Origin of the sequence: Pseudomonas sp. NY15354, assembly GCF_048068075.1 — a bacterium.
GTDB lineage: Bacteria > Pseudomonadota > Gammaproteobacteria > Pseudomonadales > Pseudomonadaceae > Aquipseudomonas > Aquipseudomonas guariconensis_C.
The window spans coordinates 1-13,965 of sequence record NZ_JBLUPV010000028.1; the positions used below are offsets into that span (position 1 = coordinate 1).

A 13,965-nucleotide genomic window follows, 5' to 3' on the forward strand; every position below is an offset into this window, starting at 1 on the left:
CTATAACCCTAAACGCCGACACAGCAGTGCTATGCAGCTGTCTCCAGTAGAGTATGAGAAACGCTATTTCCTGAGCTTGGAGAGTGTCTAGAAAACCAGGGGCGATTCATTGCTTGATAAATTATTGCTCTGTTGCATAAGGCGTTTTGATCGTCCGGGTAATTATTTTATAGTCTTGATTTCTGATGTTTTCATGTCAATAAGGAGATGGATTTGCTTAGTTCTGTGAAAATAGAGCGATTTAAGAATATTACGGACATTGAAATTCCTCTAGGAGGTATAAATCTCCTTATTGGATCTAATAATGCGGGTAAGAGCAGTATCCAGCAAGCAATCCAATTTTCTGTGTCTATTGCACAAACTACTGCACAACAAGGCGCTCGGTGGTCTCAAGATAGATGCCCCTCATCACTTTCTAGTGAGTCGTTGATTTACTCACCTTTGAGGGACGTTGAAGCGTTAGCACCGTACGGAAGGCTTCAGACTTCATTGGAGCATGCGATTAAAGTAACTTTTGTTGAGAACACAAACTCAACTGTTACTATACGAAAAGGCAGGAATAGAAATATTACTACCTCGCTAGAAGGTAGAGCTTTGGGAGAGCACCTCCAAAACATTGAAAGCCCTTACTCAATGATTGTTCCTGGTCTAGCAGGAATACCTTCCTTTGAAGAATATAGACCGCCATCAGTTGTCCGTAAAGCTGCCGCAAAAGGAGACTCGAATAGTGTCTTTAGAAATATTTTGCTGCTGCTATCTAAGGATGATCAGTCATGGCAATCGTTTAAGGATAAGTTTAAGACTGTATTTCCAGATTATGAGATAAGCGTGAGGTTTGACTCCAATATTGATGAACATATCAATGCGAGAGTTACTAGTAACGAGGTGTCGCTGCCAATTGATTCGTGTGGGACAGGGATTCTACAGGCCATTCAAATACTAGCTTATTATTATTTGTACAAGCCTAAGCTGCTTATATTGGATGAGCCTGATTCTCACTTGCATCCAAATAATCAAAGAATTTTAGCGATCTTGCTCAAAGAGCTACATCAGGAAACCGGCTGTCAACTTATAATCTCCACGCATTCTCGACATTTTTTCGATGCGCTTAAAGATGATGCCACTATTCATTGGATAAATAATTGCTCTTTGGTTGAAAATTCGGAAGATCTTGAACGAAGCATTTTGCTAGAAATCGGGGCTCTTGATAAGGGGGATCAACTGAGAAATGGCGAGATACCTTGTATATTGCTTACTGAAGATGCAGATGTAAGTTACATAAATCTTATTGCTGAGGCTTCTGGTTTCTTGCCTGGGGAGTATCAAGTTTGGTCATATAATGGTTGTTCGAATATACAGATCGCGCAGGCATTGAATTCATTCATAGTTGAACATGCTCCAGGTACAACTGTAGTTGTTCATCGTGATCGGGATTATATGACGGACGCTGAGGTTTTGGAGTATAAGGAAGGTTTAGAGGCTGTAGGTATAAAAGTCTTTATTTCGGTCGGAAATGATGCTGAGAGTCACTTTGTAGATGAAGAGCATATTTCCGAGTTATATCCTGGGCTAACACAGCAGCAAGTTTCAGCGTTGATAGAGGAGTGTCTCAATGAACGACGAGATGCGATACTGGAGAAGTACATAAACACAATATACAATCGGCAGCTTCAAGACTCCTACAGAGGTGGCGCCAAGCCGAATGCTGGTCTTATTGCTCGGCAGTGCACGCAAAACTTTGATGGCAATATGCGCGGCTTCATGCACGGGAAAATTGTAGAGCGTTCTCTCAGAGGAAAGCTACAGGCTCAAGTTGGACAGAATATCGACCTTTGTAGGGTAACTAGAGGTATTGCTGATCCGACTTTGTCTGCGATTGCGGGTGAAATTTGGCACGACTGATAAGTGAGATTACATGCAGCGGAGAAAAGTTACGCGGGCTAGTTTCGTCGCGAGCACAACCTAGATCACTATCTAAAGTAAATATCCTGATTTTTTAAGCGCAGATATCAGTGTGCTGAGTATTCAGTCTCGGGCGTTAGCTATCCGCTGTGGAGGAAAAAGGGGATAAACTTATTTAATGGCACATCAACTATCGTCGAAAAATAAATCTGTCCCCTTTTCTGCGGCGCAACGCTATGGGAAGTGCCAAAATGAGAGTGATCGATACGTTGTGGCTGTAATGAATAACAGAAAGTATACGTGTCCTAGATTAATGCGGATTTGCTGACGCTTGTTCTTTTGAGGCCTAGCGCTCTGGTGTCATGGCTGAGAACTGTAAGCAGGTGAGTCGAGACCTGAGCAGAAACAACTATTTTAAGATTTGGTACTCCATGATTGATTTAATGAGTTCCGCACCGTACTTCTGAACAACAGCATAATAGAATGTCGGCTCCACGTGCTTAGCGAATGCCAGCCTTCCCTTGAGTGCATAGATGTCTTCACTAGACATGCCACCAAGTGAGTATCTATGAATCAACGATCTAAAGTATCTTTTTTTCTCTCGGCCTAGTGATATTTTGTTGTCATTCGTTAGTACCAGTCCTGTGACGTGACGGTTGTTTCCTTTTGACGAAAAAACAGTTTTGTCCTGGTTTACTCTTAAGGTTGGATATCCAATCTCGGCACAAGTCTTGGTTACTATATCGGGGAGCTCAAACAGAATGCCTCGGACATTAGTTGTAAATGTGAGATCGTCCGCATAGCGTGTGTATCTGACACCTAAACGAGTGCACTCGTCGAAAACCTTGCAATCAAACTCGTACATCAAAGTGTTAGATATGAAAGGTGATGAAGGCGCGCCGATGCTAAGTCTATGCGCAGGGTCTTTCTTTGTAGCCCAGAAAAATATTTTCCTTACGGCGTAAGCATCTTCTCTAGCGATATCTTTTCGATGTTTCTTTATGTGCGTAATAAGATCGCTCGGGCCTATGGACGGAAAGAAGTCCGAAAAATCCATTTTTAGCAGATATTTGCTACCCAGATGCACTGCGGCGTTTTCCTTGATGCTTAAGCCATCTCTATAAGCTGTAGCGCAATCATGGACAGGAAGGCCTTTCAAGTAACTATCGAGAACCATTCGCTGTATTACTTTTAGCACCTCAGTAGGCTGCGCAATGGTTCTAAGTCCTCGGCCACTCCGTTTTGGAATTGAATACACCTTATATCGGTAAGGTGCAGTGTTCACGAACTTTACTAATTCTGCGGTACTGATTAGTAGCTTACTTGCCAGTTCTTCTAAGATCAGCATCACTCCGCCCCCACTGGCAAGACGACCGGCTCGGGAGTAGCCACAGCGTAGGCAGACTGAATAACATGCATTCTTCTCGACTCGCTATCATTGGTCGCATAATATTGTTGCGCCGCAAGTTTAACCTTAGTCGGTTCAAATTTCCCTGCAAACTCGACCATAACTACATCGAGGGCGACATAGTAGTAGTCGATATGGCCTCGTTTCGAGCTTTTAATCAAGTTGAATTTGCCGAGGAGAAATATAAGCCTTTTCAGTTTGTCTCTTGAAATGTTAATGTCGAGGGCTCGAAGGTAGCCTTCAATTTCCATAAGCTTCAAAGCTCTGAAAACTTTAATGATTTCATAAATTACGAAGGCGATGTGTCCTTCGTTATCGATGTTGAACGCCTCTGATTCGTCTCGATTTGATATGGCGCCTAAGATATCTTCTCTCATTTCTTTTAATGAAGAAGATAGACTTCCTGCTAGGTCATTGTTATCCCAGGGATAGGAGCAGACGCTGCTTTCCTTTACGCCTTGCAAGTATCTTAATGGTCCGAGCTTAATGAATGAGCTTTCTTCGTAGTGATCTTGCCTGACAAAGACCAGTATTTTATTCTTGAGAGCTTTGTTTTTTACAAATAGCCCGAGCTCAGCTAATGCACCCGGACTTTCGAGGATTATAACAATCAAGGACGATATGTGAGCAATGTCGCTCTCAAAGGCCAAGAGGTCTTTGTAAACAGCATCATGAATCCAGTCTTTAAAGTCTTCAGCCAGAGTAATGCTGTCTGCAAGATGACAACGTGCTTTGTGCAAATACTCAACAAGTGCCCCTCTAACAGAAGTCGGAGCAGCAGACTTAACATCTACTTGGCCACCGCAGAAAAAAAGGATTGGATGAGTCAGAACGACACGGGAGTTTTCAAGAGAAATATGAGCTAGTGACTCGAGTCTTTTGTCATCGTACTTCAACGTCACGTTAGTCGACCCTAGTCCATGGCACTTGATTGCGTCTCCAGGAGGTTCTCTTTACCAAAGATATAGCGGCGAAGGCTCGCGTGGGATTTGCGAGGAGTGCGAGTGCTAAGGCACGAGTGCGACGAGTGAAGCCCACGCGAGCCTTCGTCGCAACTAATACCGTTCAATAAATTAGAGTCCGGCTATACACCAGACTAGAGCTCGAAAGCTCCTAAAACGCGTAAAGAGGGCACCAATATTATTGGTATGCGAGCTTTTGTCAAGTCTACTTTCGGCTGAGCCTAGGGTGTATTCAAGCAGCCGTGGCGTGGCTCGAGGCACACTGCGAGCGCTATAGCGCGTTCCTGATTTAGAGAAGAAACACGTTCATGCCGATCCTGTAGTGCCTTGGTACGTCTCCCGCCGCCAGGCCGGAGAAGGTTGCCTATGAGCGGCCTGATAGCCGATTGGTGCCGTTCGTTACTACCAGCATTAGATCCGAATCAGAGATTAAAGACCCATGACTTTTCTAGGCGACGAGCGAGCAGCCGAACCGTCAGCACGTAGTAATACCGCGTCTCTTCACTGCGTTTGCTCATCCGATGATCGAGAAACCACGCGACATGCTTTCTCTGCCAAACCCAAGGCGTCTCTCGCTGCCAGCGCACGGCAATCTCAGCCTGGATGATTTTCGCCTGCCGTATGTGGCGTTGCCGAGTTGCGTGCGAGCCGGACAGTACTCCAGACAGGAACAGCTCCATATCGAATGGCTTATTCATGCGCGCCCTCCAATGTAGGCAGCGACCACGTCGATTCGACCATGCCCCAGCTCATAGCTGATTTGCCTTCGGGCTTGACGATCTAGGTGTCTATCTACCTGGCAACATTGGCCGCCACTGATTGGCGCGGGGTGTTGGGTGATCTGCTCGTAGCGCTCACATGCGTACGCCGCTCGTAGCTCATGGAAGCCTCTGAGGTTCTGTGCATGCAGGATGTCCCGTGCCGGACGGACGATGTCCTGCAGAACGTCAAAGTAGCTTTCGTGTGGTGCAATCAGGTTGCGGCTGCCCGCAGGCGACACCTGCCGCGCAAACCCAAGTGCGTCTTGAACATGGTCGTCCACCGCAATCCAACGCGGTGCTGAAGCGCCGGAGCGACCGCCTTTGGTGCCATCCTGAATGTTAATCCTGCCTAGGTCGTTAGCCTCACGGCTTAGCCGTGGCAGGTCCGCCAAGATGGTCTCACGCAGGCGCATGCCGGTGGCTCGCGCCAACAATACGATCGCGGCGGCCCGTATCTGGTCACGGCTGCAAAGCGCATCGACGATCTGCTTAACCTGTTTGCGATCCTGGCCCTGCGGGATCGCGTGACGAACCCCGCTGCGCTGCATACTCAACGCCTTGCTCGGACTTGGCAATTTCACATGCTGATCACCGCGAAGCGCCGCCATGGTTCTGTTGACGCTGGACAGCCGGTTTTGTGCGGTGCTGACGGCGAGATCACCGCGCTCAACCAGGTCACGCAGATAGGCCGCATAGTCGGCCAACACCTTTCGATCAATGTGCCGCGCATCATTGATACCGGGCCCTTGTTCGGAGCGGCACCATCTGACGAATGCCTGCCACCGATCACAGTGTGCCTTCACCGTGCCGTAGTGGCCGCCGCCGAACATGTCTCTCAACGCCTGCGGCCCTGCGTAGCTCAGTTGCCTGCCGTAGCCGAAATTACGGCCATCGCGTCTACCCACCAATGCCATGTCGAATCACCTCATCGCCTGGTCTCCGATCCTCGCCCCACGTCATCCCGCCAAGAATGTTGAGTGTTATCAGGGATCAAGGCCCCTGCGACCTGTGGGGATGTCCTCTAGCGCGGGACTGGCGGCTCCTTACGTCCGGGAGCAAGGGCATCTCATGATCTGGCCTCCTGAGCACCGTTACCGGTGGGCGGGTGGAGGCAGCGCTGGCTGACGAGACCTGCGCCTGAAGATCCTGAGCCATGTGCAAGCAGCAATGCGATGACCGGGGCATGCCTGACTGTCAGTCAGGTGCAGTCCATTCCTTGGTCTGCGGCACCATCATCTACAACGCTGTTGCTGGTGACATCGGCGTTTGTCACGCCGATTGTCACGAGGGAGAATGCCGCAAAGCCTTGTGCGATCAGGGCTGCAGCAGTGGTAGAAGTGCCCGTCTCTTTCCAGAAGAAAGAGACGGGCACAGGTTGGCGCAATATTCGGCCAAGCGGATAGGCTGCTGCAGGGCAGCGAGGTACGGTGTATCTGGCGCACGAGCGCCATTTGTGTAAAAGCATCCATCACATGGGTAGTGACCATACGAGCTGCCGGATGCGAATCGTACATGAGCTGACCACCGCAGTTGCGGCGTGGCCTTTCAGGTTTCGGGCCATATTTTGCTGCCTCGGCAGTACTTGCGACTTCCGGCCTACGCCTGTGGGCAGTATTCGTCTAGCTGGGTAATTTCAGGGGTTTAGCGCCTGTGGGTAACTTTCCTCTGGTGGACATCAGTGGTTTTCCCCTGACGTACGCTCTGCCAGTAGTGCTTTCCTGGATGTCCCTTATCAACGGGTCTGCGTGGAAAAGCTTCATGCGGTGCTGTGGATAGATTCAGCGGTGGTTTGTGTCGATTGCCGTATCGCCAATTTGGCGATACGATCATGCCATGTCTACCAAATATCGATTTCGCGACAAGTACCGCATTGAGCTAAGGGAAAGGGATCATCTACCACCCCACGTTCACCTTACGGGCGGTGGGGTGGACGTGGTGATCAGTCTGGAATCTGTGACTGTCTCCCAAGGCAGGGCACCTGCCAAAGTGGTGCAGGAGGCCTTGGCCTGGGTTGCGGCCAATCAGGCCGATTTGTTGAAGGAGTGGATGAAATGGCATCGATGAAACGTCCCCGTCTGAAGGGTGTGCAGCCTCGATCGGGCGCTAGCCTTGAGCTTACCTTTACCAATGGTCAGCATTTCACCCTTGATATGAGCGATGCGCTCAAGACGTATCCTGGATTGGCGCCATTGTCCAAGCGCAAAGCGTTTGAAGGGGTCGTATTGGGCGACGGGGGATGGTCGGTGGAGTGGCCGGCGCTGGATATTCAGATTGGTGCGGATACCCTGCTGTTGGACGCGCTTGCCCAGAATGCCCCTGATGAAAATACCCGCATTTTCATTCGCTGGCGTTTGCGGCACCGGATGACGCTCGACCAGGCTGCCGAAGCGCTGGGCGTCAGCGCCCGTAGCATCAGCCGCTACAGCAGTGGTCGTGAAGCGGTTCCGCGTACATTGGCGTTGGCTTGCCTGGGGTGGGAGAGCTTGGAGCAGAAAGCCGCCTGATAGGGCGTTTTGAGTCCTGTCGGCGGGGCTTGAGGTTTCGCTGTTATGATCCGCAATCGCCGGGGCCGCTTTGCGGCCCATCGCGGCACAAGGCCGCTCCTACAGAGGACGCGGTGCGCTTGAGAATCCAGTGCTCGGCGCGATATCGCAGCCCGGGTACAGCTCTTACGATTCGAGCTGCGCCCGCGCCTTATGTGCCAAGGCCCTATAGTCGTCGATGAAGTCTTGCCTGCAATCATCCCCGCAGTCCTCGTGGAAACCCATTTGGAATGGCGTCACGTGAATCACGGCATATCTGTCATGCCAGCCGCCGGCTTGGGTGATGAGCGTATGAGGAAGAGCTGCATCGAATTGGTCGGCGGTGATATCCAGGTTGTGCCCTTCGAGCCTCAGCCAGACGTGCCGTTGCTCCGTATCTCCGGTCAACTCGCCTGTTACCACGTCGATAGTAATGCCATCGTGTTCCTCGCATAGAAACCACGCCAGCAGCAAACTCGCGAATTCACAGCAGTTCGTGGGAAACATGGAAAACAGGTCGAACGCAAACCATCGCGGAGGGGTTTGCCGGAACGCCTTTGAGAACGCCATAGCGGACTGCACAACGCCTAGCGCAAGGCTGGAGGAATTCGTCATCTGAGTCAGATCTCACCCCGGAAACAAAAAAGGCCCACCTTTCGGTGAGCCTTTTTTGATACTGCGTATGGTGCCGGCACCAGGAATCGAACCCGGGACCTACTGATTACAAGTCAGTTGCTCTACCAGCTGAGCTATACCGGCAATGGGGCGTCATTATAGCGATCGGTTGGCGCGTGTAAACCTATTCCTTCCAATAGGTTACGCCATTACCGGGAAAGCAGAGTTTTCCTACCAGCCGCGGTGGATGCTGTTGACGCTGGGTTCGGCCTGGGCGGGGTTGAAGAACAGCTTGTCGTTGTCGCAGCCGCGCTTGCGGCAGGGTGTTTCGGCGCGCAGGGGCAGGCCTCGGTCGCCGCCCAACTGCATGCCGGGCATGTTCCAGTCGAGGGACGAGGTCTTGGGCGAGTAGGTGTTGCTGGCGCAGCCGCTCAGGGCCAGGGCGCAGCACAGCAGGGCGAAGGGCTTGGTCTGGATCACGTTGTCGAAGTCCGTTCTGGGTCAGTCGTTGTTCTGAATGCGCTGGATGGTGCCGCCGCAGGCCATGTAGCAGCTATCGTAGTCACGTTGGCAATCGTAGCCAGCGGTGCTGGCAAATGGATAGCTCGGGTAAGGGCAACTGTGACGCGTGTTCTTGTTTGGCTTGCTGTCCTTGCAGTACTGGTAGGCTCTCAGTTCGGCCTGGTACAGGGCGCGCCAGTTGTTTGCAGTGATTGCGTTGCATCGCGCAGCTGTTGATGCAGTCGAGCCCATGGGGGCTGGGCGGTGGCGAATACCTATACGTATAGGTTGGGCCGCAGCCGCCGAGCAGCAGGCTCGCCAGCACCAGGGTGGCGAAGCGTTGGTATGGGGTGTCCACGGGTGCAACGGTCCTTGATCATTCCTCGCTGAACTCCAGCAGGTCGCCCGGTTGGCAATTCAGCGCGCGGCACAGCTTCTCGAGGGTCTCGATCTTGAAACCCTTGATCTTGCCGTTCTTCAGCAGTGACAGGTTCGCTTCCGTTATGCCGATGATTTCCGCCAGGTCCTTGGAACGGATCTTGTTCCTGGCCATGACGACGTCGAGGCGGATGATTATCGGCATAGAGGGCGGCTAGACATAACAGTTGTGTTCATCGCTGATGGTCTTGGCGTCACGCATGAGCAGCGAGAAGGCGCAGAGCAGGATGCCTTTCATGATCTCGTAGACAGCCTCGGATGATACACCGATCGACACGACGAAGCTTCTCTCCCCAGCGGGCAGGTCGATGGCCAGGGCCAGGCCTTGGAAGGTGTCGATCACCGGCCAGAGCAGGGGTGTGCCGATGCACAGCAGGCCGACCTGCCAGAGCATGCGGATGTTGGCCTGGCTCCAGGTATGTCCCTTCGACAGGCGCATGAAGAACAGGCCAGTGAGCAGCAGGGCCAATACCGAGAGCCCGGTCGGGATCATCTCAAGCGCCATTACCAGGCCTATGGCCAGCTTCGAGGGCTGGTAGCCATCTTCCAGCAGCAAAGGCATGTTGATGCCGTGGCCCTGCAGGTAGGCCGCGACCGTGTCGGGATAGTCGAAGACCCAAAGCAGCGGTGTGCCGAAAAGCTCGACCGCGCCGGTGGCCCAGGCAAGGAAAGCGGCGAACACGCCGATGATGCGCAAGCGCGAACGCGCGTAGGCCACTGATCTGCTGTCGTTCATGAGGTGCCTCCGTACAGTGATGAACGGGGCGGATTATTTGCGATAAATTATCGCAATACAATAATTAATTTCTATTTAACAAATCTGGCGACGCTTTGTCGCAGGGAAGTGACCAGCCCATGAGCGGCGGCGGTTTTTCAACGAGTGAATAATATAATTTACGAACCTTTCAGCAGGCTTTACGGGGCTTTTTCCTGATAAACCCTACATTGGCGTGATAATTCATTAGTCTCAGTCTATCGTTTTGACTTATGCGATCAGCTCGGTTAATGTTGTGTTCATTATGTTGAACGGTAAAGCTTTCAAGCTCCTCTCCACCTCCCGCCTGGTTTCCCGTGAGCGTCACTGGACCGGCGATCTCTAGCCCCTCCCTCGACCTGCAGCCTTAAACGTTGTGTTTTGTGCCGTTGCCTGTGTGCTCGGCCGCTGTCGCCCATGGGAGGGCACCATGCGTTCCTGGATCTTCTTGTTCGTCGCGATCACCGCTGAGGTGATCGGCACGGCGTCGATGAAACTCGCCGCCACACATTTCCCCGTCCTGGGGCATGTCGTCATGTACGTCATGATCTGTCTGTCGTATTTCTTCCTCGCGCTTGCGGTCAAGCGCGTGCCAGTGGGCGTGGCGTATGCCTTGTGGGAAGGGATCGGTATCGTCCTGATCACCTTGGTCAGCGTCGCCTGGCTGGGCGAAAGCCTGGGCTGGACCAAGGCGCTGGGCCTGGCAGTGATGATCGCCGGCATCCTGCTGGTCAAGGCCGGTACCCGCAGCAAGCCTGCTGTGCGCGAAGCGGAGGGCCTGCCATGCTGATCCCCTTTGCCTGGCTGGGTTTGGCCATCGTGCTGGAAGTACTGGCCAACCTGCTGCTCAAGTATTCGGACGGTTTTCGTCGCAAGGGCTTGGGTTTTGCCTCGATCCTGAGTGTATTGGCGGCGTTTACGGCATTGGCCCAGGCCGTTCAGGACATCGAACTCTCGCTCGCCTACGCCATCTGGGGCGGCTTTGGCATCCTGGCTACGGTGGCGATGGGATGGGCGCTGTTCGGTCAGCGCCTGGCGGGCCGCGGATGGTTGGGGCTGGCCTTGCTGCTGGTGGGCATGAGCCTGCTGAAAATGGCCTGAAAATAATGCGATCGACGCATGTCCGGCACGTTTATGCACAAGTGGCATGCCGGACGTGCGCGAAAGGCATGCCACTTGACTTATCCGTCGGTCTTTGCGCAAAGGCCTGTTTTTACTGGTTTTGGCTCCCTGTCTGGAATAAGCCAACGCGCTGAAATAGCGGTTGGATCCCCGTTTTCGTGAGATTCATCACAAGCTTGTTCACAGAGTTATCCACAGGCTGTCAACGGTGCTGCGCGGATCTGTCGCGCTCTGCGAGCAGTAGCAGGTTGCGGGGCGTGAGCGGGTAATCGCAGAACACGCCCATGCGCACGTCATAGCCGCGCTCCTGGAGGAACAGGGCGCGGTCCAGTACCAGCCACATTTCCAACGGGCGGCGGAACAGGTTGCGCAACAGCTCCAGGTTGCGAACCTGGGCCAGGCGTTGCCATCCGGCGGCCTCCAACGCAGCCCAGTCCGGCGCCTTATGGATCGCGACTTGCCGAAGTTCGGCCAGGTCGCGGCAATACTGCTCGAAGGTCTTGTCCAGCCAATTGACCGGCAGCGAGGGTGTCGGCAGGTACTCGTCGATGCCGCGCTGCTGGCGTTGCAGCAGGTCGAAGCCCAGGCGGCGGGCCATTGAGATGTCACGCTGGCGCCGGACTCGGGCGCTGGAGGTCACTGCCTCGTTCAGCGGCAGACCCAGGTCTTCCTGGCTCAACGCCAAGGCCGAGGCGCGGGCCGCCGAAGACATCGGCTGATAGGTCTTGCCCGGGATGCGGTTATAGCAGCAGGGCGCGACGGCGATCTGTGCGCAACCTTGCTGGCTGGCCAATTGCAGCAGCCGCACATGCAGCTCGCCACAGGCGTGGAGGGCAACGGCGCTCTTGCCACTGTCCAGATGTCGCTGGCTGTCGGGTGCCAGCACATCTTGCTGCACATGGGTGGCGGGTAGTTGGTGATGCTCGCTCAGGACGCTTCCCGCATGAACCAGTTCGGCGTCGTACTCCAGGCAGGTCAGTCGCTGGCCGGGTTGCAGCAGGCGTCGGCCCAGGTGGCCTTTGCCTGAGCACCAATCCAGCCAGTGCGCGGTGGGCTGGTGGAAGGCCAGGCGGCGGGTGAAAGCTTCGATCTGCTGCCACTTGCGACCTGGGACATTGACGTCGAGGCGGTGCCCGGCCGGGTGCAGGCCGGCGTCGGGCAGCTTGCCCAGCGCAGACAATTGCACGGCCTGAGCGGCCAGTTGTGCGAAGGGCGCTGGCGCCTGAAGCTGCTCGGGATGCTGTTGGACGGCTTCGGCCTGCTCCAGGGTGCGCTGGCGAAGCCAGGCGGAAAGTTCGGGGTGTTGGGCCTCCCAGTCCAGATGCAGTGTGGTGAAGGGGCGCGGGCGCCACAGGTGCTGATGCTGGAGCAGGAAGTGGTCGAGGGCCTGGAAGCGCTCGAGCAGGTGAGGGCCTTGGAGGTAGGGGGTGGTTTGCATTCAAGCACCGTAGCGCTATTGGAAGGGGAGCACTTTGTGCTCCATCGCAGGCTACGCCAGCACCTACAGATTCAGGCGATGCGGAGCCTGCGATGGGCCGCAAGGCGGCCCCTGAGGTTTTACAGTTTCAACGCCCCTGGCAGGCGTCCACGCGCAACCAGCGCTCGAGGACCTTGAAGCCCTGGACCAGCACGAAGGAGATGACCAAGTAGAACACGCCTGCGGCAAAGAAGATCTCCACCGGCAGGTAGGTACGGGCGATGATGGTCCGCGCCATGCCAGTCAGTTCCAGCAGGGTGACGGTACTGGCCAAGGCGCTGGCCTTGAGCATCAGGATCACTTCGTTGCTGTAGGCCGGTAGGCCGATGCGCGCGGCGCGCGGCAGCATGATGTAGAACAGGGCCTTGCCCCGCGACATGCCCAATGCGCGTGCCGCCTCGATTTCGCCTTTCGGGATGGCCTGCAGCGCGCCACGCAGGATCTCGGCGATGTAGGCGGCGGTGTGCAGGGTCATGGTCAGCACCGTGCACCAGAACGGATCGCGCAGGTAGGGCCACAGCGAGCTGCTGCGTACGGCATCGAACTGGGCGAGGCCGTAGTAGACCAGGAACAGTTGCACCAGCAGCGGTGTGCCGCGGAAGAAGAAGATGTAGCCATAGGGCAGGGCGCGCACGTACCAGTGGCGCGAGGAACGGGCGATGCCCAGCGGGATGGCCAGGATCAGACCGGCGATGACCGCAATGGCGACCAGCTCCAGGGTCAGGGTCGCACCCTGGGCCAGGCGTGGCAGCCACTTGATGATGACTTCCCAATTCATTATTCGGCCCTCGCGAAGCCGCGAGCGGCGCGTTTTTCCATGAAGTGCATACCGGTCATGGCAATGATGGTCAGGCTCAGGTAAATGCAGGCGGCGACCGCGTAGAAGGTGAACGGCTCCTTGGTCACGGTCACGCCGATCTGCGCGTGACGCATGATTTCCTCAAGCCCGATCACCGACACCAGGGCGGTGTCTTTCATCAGGATCATGAACAGGTTGCCAAGGCCGGGCAGGGCGATGCGCCACATCTGCGGCAGGATGATCTTCGAGAGGATGCGGCCTTTGGACAGCCCTAGCGCCAGGCCCGCTTCACGGTGCCCTTTGGGGATGGCCAGGATCGCGCCGCGGAAGACTTCCGTCGCGTAGGCGCCAAAGCACAGGCCCAGGGCGATCACGCCGGCGGCGAATGCGCTGAGCTCCAGACCTGGCATGTTCAAGGCTTCGCCAAGGCTGTTCATCAGCCCGACGGTGCCGAAGTAGATGAGCAGTACCCAGAGCAGTTCGGGTACACCGCGCACCAACGTCGAATAAGTGCTGCCAAGCCATTGCAGTGGCTTGACCGGGGATGTCTTGGCCAGGGCGCCGAGCAGGCCCAGGACCAGCCCCAGCAGCAGGGCGCAGAGCGCCAGTTTTACGGTCATCAGGGTGCCGGCCATCATGGCCGGACCGAATCCGTGCAGGTCGATATTCATGGGCAGGTGCATTCAAGGGACCGGCGCCGCGCA

General features: G+C 54.7%; 16 protein-coding genes and 1 tRNA gene. 5 read left to right on the plus strand and 12 right to left on the minus strand.

All coding sequences use genetic code 11. The features are described from left to right. Positions 1–207: 207 nt before the first annotated feature. Positions 208–1,902, plus strand: a complete 1,695-nt coding sequence (locus ACNFCH_RS20765; protein ID WP_416743565.1) for an ATP-dependent nuclease — start codon at positions 208–210, stop codon at positions 1,900–1,902. Between the two features lie 409 nt (positions 1,903–2,311). Here the strand turns inward: ACNFCH_RS20765 and ACNFCH_RS20770 are convergent, their stop codons facing one another. The 4 genes from ACNFCH_RS20770 to ACNFCH_RS20785 all read right to left on the minus strand — a co-directional run bounded on the left by ACNFCH_RS20770 (position 2,312) and on the right by ACNFCH_RS20785 (position 5,947). Continuing rightward, positions 2,312–3,250, minus strand: coding sequence for a retron St85 family RNA-directed DNA polymerase (locus ACNFCH_RS20770; RefSeq protein WP_416743567.1), 939 nt, complete (start codon positions 3,248–3,250; stop codon positions 2,312–2,314). Continuing rightward, complete coding sequence (locus ACNFCH_RS20775; protein ID WP_416743569.1) at positions 3,250–4,212, minus strand: retron St85 family effector protein; 963 nt, start codon at positions 4,210–4,212, stop codon at positions 3,250–3,252. The genes ACNFCH_RS20770 and ACNFCH_RS20775 overlap by 1 nt, the downstream gene beginning before the upstream one ends. A gap of 482 nt (positions 4,213–4,694) precedes the next feature. Continuing rightward, complete coding sequence (locus ACNFCH_RS20780) at positions 4,695–4,970, minus strand: hypothetical protein (RefSeq protein ID WP_416743571.1); 276 nt, start codon at positions 4,968–4,970, stop codon at positions 4,695–4,697. Beyond that, the gene (locus tag ACNFCH_RS20785) at positions 4,967–5,947 is read right to left on the minus strand and encodes an integrase domain-containing protein (protein WP_416743573.1); all 981 of its coding nucleotides are present in this window, start codon (positions 5,945–5,947) and stop codon (positions 4,967–4,969) included. Before ACNFCH_RS20785 ends, ACNFCH_RS20780 begins: the two co-directional genes overlap by 4 nt. A 919-nt stretch (positions 5,948–6,866) precedes the next feature. Here ACNFCH_RS20785 and ACNFCH_RS20790 point away from each other — a divergent pair. Both ACNFCH_RS20790 and ACNFCH_RS20795 read left to right on the plus strand, forming a co-directional pair. Then, the gene (locus tag ACNFCH_RS20790) at positions 6,867–7,097 is read left to right on the plus strand and encodes a DUF4160 domain-containing protein (RefSeq protein WP_081237919.1); all 231 of its coding nucleotides are present in this window, start codon (positions 6,867–6,869) and stop codon (positions 7,095–7,097) included. Then, on the plus strand, positions 7,085–7,537 hold the full coding sequence (locus tag ACNFCH_RS20795) for a DUF2442 domain-containing protein (protein ID WP_416743575.1): 453 nt from the start codon (positions 7,085–7,087) through the stop codon (positions 7,535–7,537). The genes ACNFCH_RS20790 and ACNFCH_RS20795 overlap by 13 nt, the downstream gene beginning before the upstream one ends. A 165-nt stretch (positions 7,538–7,702) precedes the next feature. On the opposite strand, the gene ACNFCH_RS20800 is transcribed toward ACNFCH_RS20795, so the two are convergent. The 5 genes from ACNFCH_RS20800 to ACNFCH_RS20820 form a co-directional block, all read right to left on the minus strand. Next, complete coding sequence (locus ACNFCH_RS20800; RefSeq protein ID WP_416743577.1) at positions 7,703–8,170, minus strand: hypothetical protein; 468 nt, start codon at positions 8,168–8,170, stop codon at positions 7,703–7,705. 68 nt (positions 8,171–8,238) lie between these two features. Continuing rightward, positions 8,239–8,314: transfer RNA gene (locus ACNFCH_RS20805), tRNA-Thr, on the minus strand. Between the two features lie 87 nt (positions 8,315–8,401). After that, positions 8,402–8,650: a hypothetical protein gene (locus tag ACNFCH_RS20810; protein WP_416743579.1), complete on the minus strand. Its 249-nt coding sequence runs from the start codon at positions 8,648–8,650 to the stop codon at positions 8,402–8,404. 397 nt (positions 8,651–9,047) lie between these two features. Continuing rightward, the gene (locus ACNFCH_RS20815; RefSeq protein WP_043211003.1) at positions 9,048–9,254 is read right to left on the minus strand and encodes a helix-turn-helix domain-containing protein; all 207 of its coding nucleotides are present in this window, start codon (positions 9,252–9,254) and stop codon (positions 9,048–9,050) included. Positions 9,255–9,263: 9 nt separating this feature from the next. Then, positions 9,264–9,845, minus strand: coding sequence for a hypothetical protein (locus tag ACNFCH_RS20820; RefSeq protein ID WP_337160176.1), 582 nt, complete (start codon positions 9,843–9,845; stop codon positions 9,264–9,266). A 448-nt stretch (positions 9,846–10,293) separates the two neighbouring features. Here ACNFCH_RS20820 and ACNFCH_RS20825 point away from each other — a divergent pair, with 448 nt between their 5' ends. Together ACNFCH_RS20825 and mdtI are read left to right on the plus strand one after the other, a co-directional pair. Continuing rightward, positions 10,294–10,653: an SMR family transporter gene (locus ACNFCH_RS20825; protein WP_416743581.1), complete on the plus strand. Its 360-nt coding sequence runs from the start codon at positions 10,294–10,296 to the stop codon at positions 10,651–10,653. After that, a complete protein-coding gene (gene mdtI / locus ACNFCH_RS20830) occupies positions 10,647–10,964 on the plus strand; it encodes a multidrug/spermidine efflux SMR transporter subunit MdtI (protein ID WP_070090772.1) in 318 nt (105 codons plus the stop codon). Before ACNFCH_RS20825 ends, mdtI begins: the two co-directional genes overlap by 7 nt. Before the next feature lie 223 nt (positions 10,965–11,187). Here mdtI and ACNFCH_RS20835 read toward each other — a convergent pair whose 3' ends face one another. The 3 genes from ACNFCH_RS20835 to ACNFCH_RS20845 all read right to left on the minus strand — a co-directional run bounded on the left by ACNFCH_RS20835 (position 11,188) and on the right by ACNFCH_RS20845 (position 13,932). Next, positions 11,188–12,423 carry a methyltransferase gene (locus tag ACNFCH_RS20835; RefSeq protein ID WP_416743583.1) on the minus strand — a complete coding sequence of 412 codons (1,236 nt, stop codon included), beginning with the start codon at positions 12,421–12,423 and terminating at the stop codon, positions 11,188–11,190. A 127-nt stretch (positions 12,424–12,550) separates the two neighbouring features. After that, positions 12,551–13,240, minus strand: coding sequence for an ABC transporter permease (locus tag ACNFCH_RS20840; protein WP_196163326.1), 690 nt, complete (start codon positions 13,238–13,240; stop codon positions 12,551–12,553). Next, positions 13,240–13,932 (minus strand): ABC transporter permease, encoded by a 693-nt coding sequence (locus ACNFCH_RS20845; protein ID WP_070090769.1) that lies wholly within the window; start codon positions 13,930–13,932, stop codon positions 13,240–13,242. Before ACNFCH_RS20845 ends, ACNFCH_RS20840 begins: the two co-directional genes overlap by 1 nt. Between the last annotated feature and the right edge of the window lie 33 nt (positions 13,933–13,965).

What these genes read in the sequence shown, in the direction of transcription:
- ACNFCH_RS20765 (WP_416743565.1), top strand. Translation starts at nt 208, where the DNA reads ATGGATTTGCTTAGTTCTGTGAAAATAGAGCGATTTAAGAATATTACG.
- ACNFCH_RS20770 (WP_416743567.1), bottom strand. Translation starts at nt 3,250, where the DNA reads ATGCTGATCTTAGAAGAACTGGCAAGTAAGCTACTAATCAGTACCGCA.
- ACNFCH_RS20780 (WP_416743571.1), bottom strand. Translation starts at nt 4,970, where the DNA reads ATGAATAAGCCATTCGATATGGAGCTGTTCCTGTCTGGAGTACTGTCC.
- ACNFCH_RS20785 (WP_416743573.1), bottom strand. Translation starts at nt 5,947, where the DNA reads ATGGCATTGGTGGGTAGACGCGATGGCCGTAATTTCGGCTACGGCAGG.
- ACNFCH_RS20790 (WP_081237919.1), top strand. Translation starts at nt 6,867, where the DNA reads ATGTCTACCAAATATCGATTTCGCGACAAGTACCGCATTGAGCTAAGG.
- ACNFCH_RS20795 (WP_416743575.1), top strand. Translation starts at nt 7,085, where the DNA reads ATGGCATCGATGAAACGTCCCCGTCTGAAGGGTGTGCAGCCTCGATCG.
- ACNFCH_RS20800 (WP_416743577.1), bottom strand. Translation starts at nt 8,170, where the DNA reads ATGACGAATTCCTCCAGCCTTGCGCTAGGCGTTGTGCAGTCCGCTATG.
- ACNFCH_RS20815 (WP_043211003.1), bottom strand. Translation starts at nt 9,254, where the DNA reads ATGCCGATAATCATCCGCCTCGACGTCGTCATGGCCAGGAACAAGATC.
- ACNFCH_RS20820 (WP_337160176.1), bottom strand. Translation starts at nt 9,845, where the DNA reads ATGAACGACAGCAGATCAGTGGCCTACGCGCGTTCGCGCTTGCGCATC.
- ACNFCH_RS20825 (WP_416743581.1), top strand. Translation starts at nt 10,294, where the DNA reads ATGCGTTCCTGGATCTTCTTGTTCGTCGCGATCACCGCTGAGGTGATC.
- mdtI (WP_070090772.1), top strand. Translation starts at nt 10,647, where the DNA reads ATGCTGATCCCCTTTGCCTGGCTGGGTTTGGCCATCGTGCTGGAAGTA.
- ACNFCH_RS20835 (WP_416743583.1), bottom strand. Translation starts at nt 12,423, where the DNA reads ATGCAAACCACCCCCTACCTCCAAGGCCCTCACCTGCTCGAGCGCTTC.
- ACNFCH_RS20840 (WP_196163326.1), bottom strand. Translation starts at nt 13,240, where the DNA reads ATGAATTGGGAAGTCATCATCAAGTGGCTGCCACGCCTGGCCCAGGGT.
- ACNFCH_RS20845 (WP_070090769.1), bottom strand. Translation starts at nt 13,932, where the DNA reads ATGAATATCGACCTGCACGGATTCGGTCCGGCCATGATGGCCGGCACC.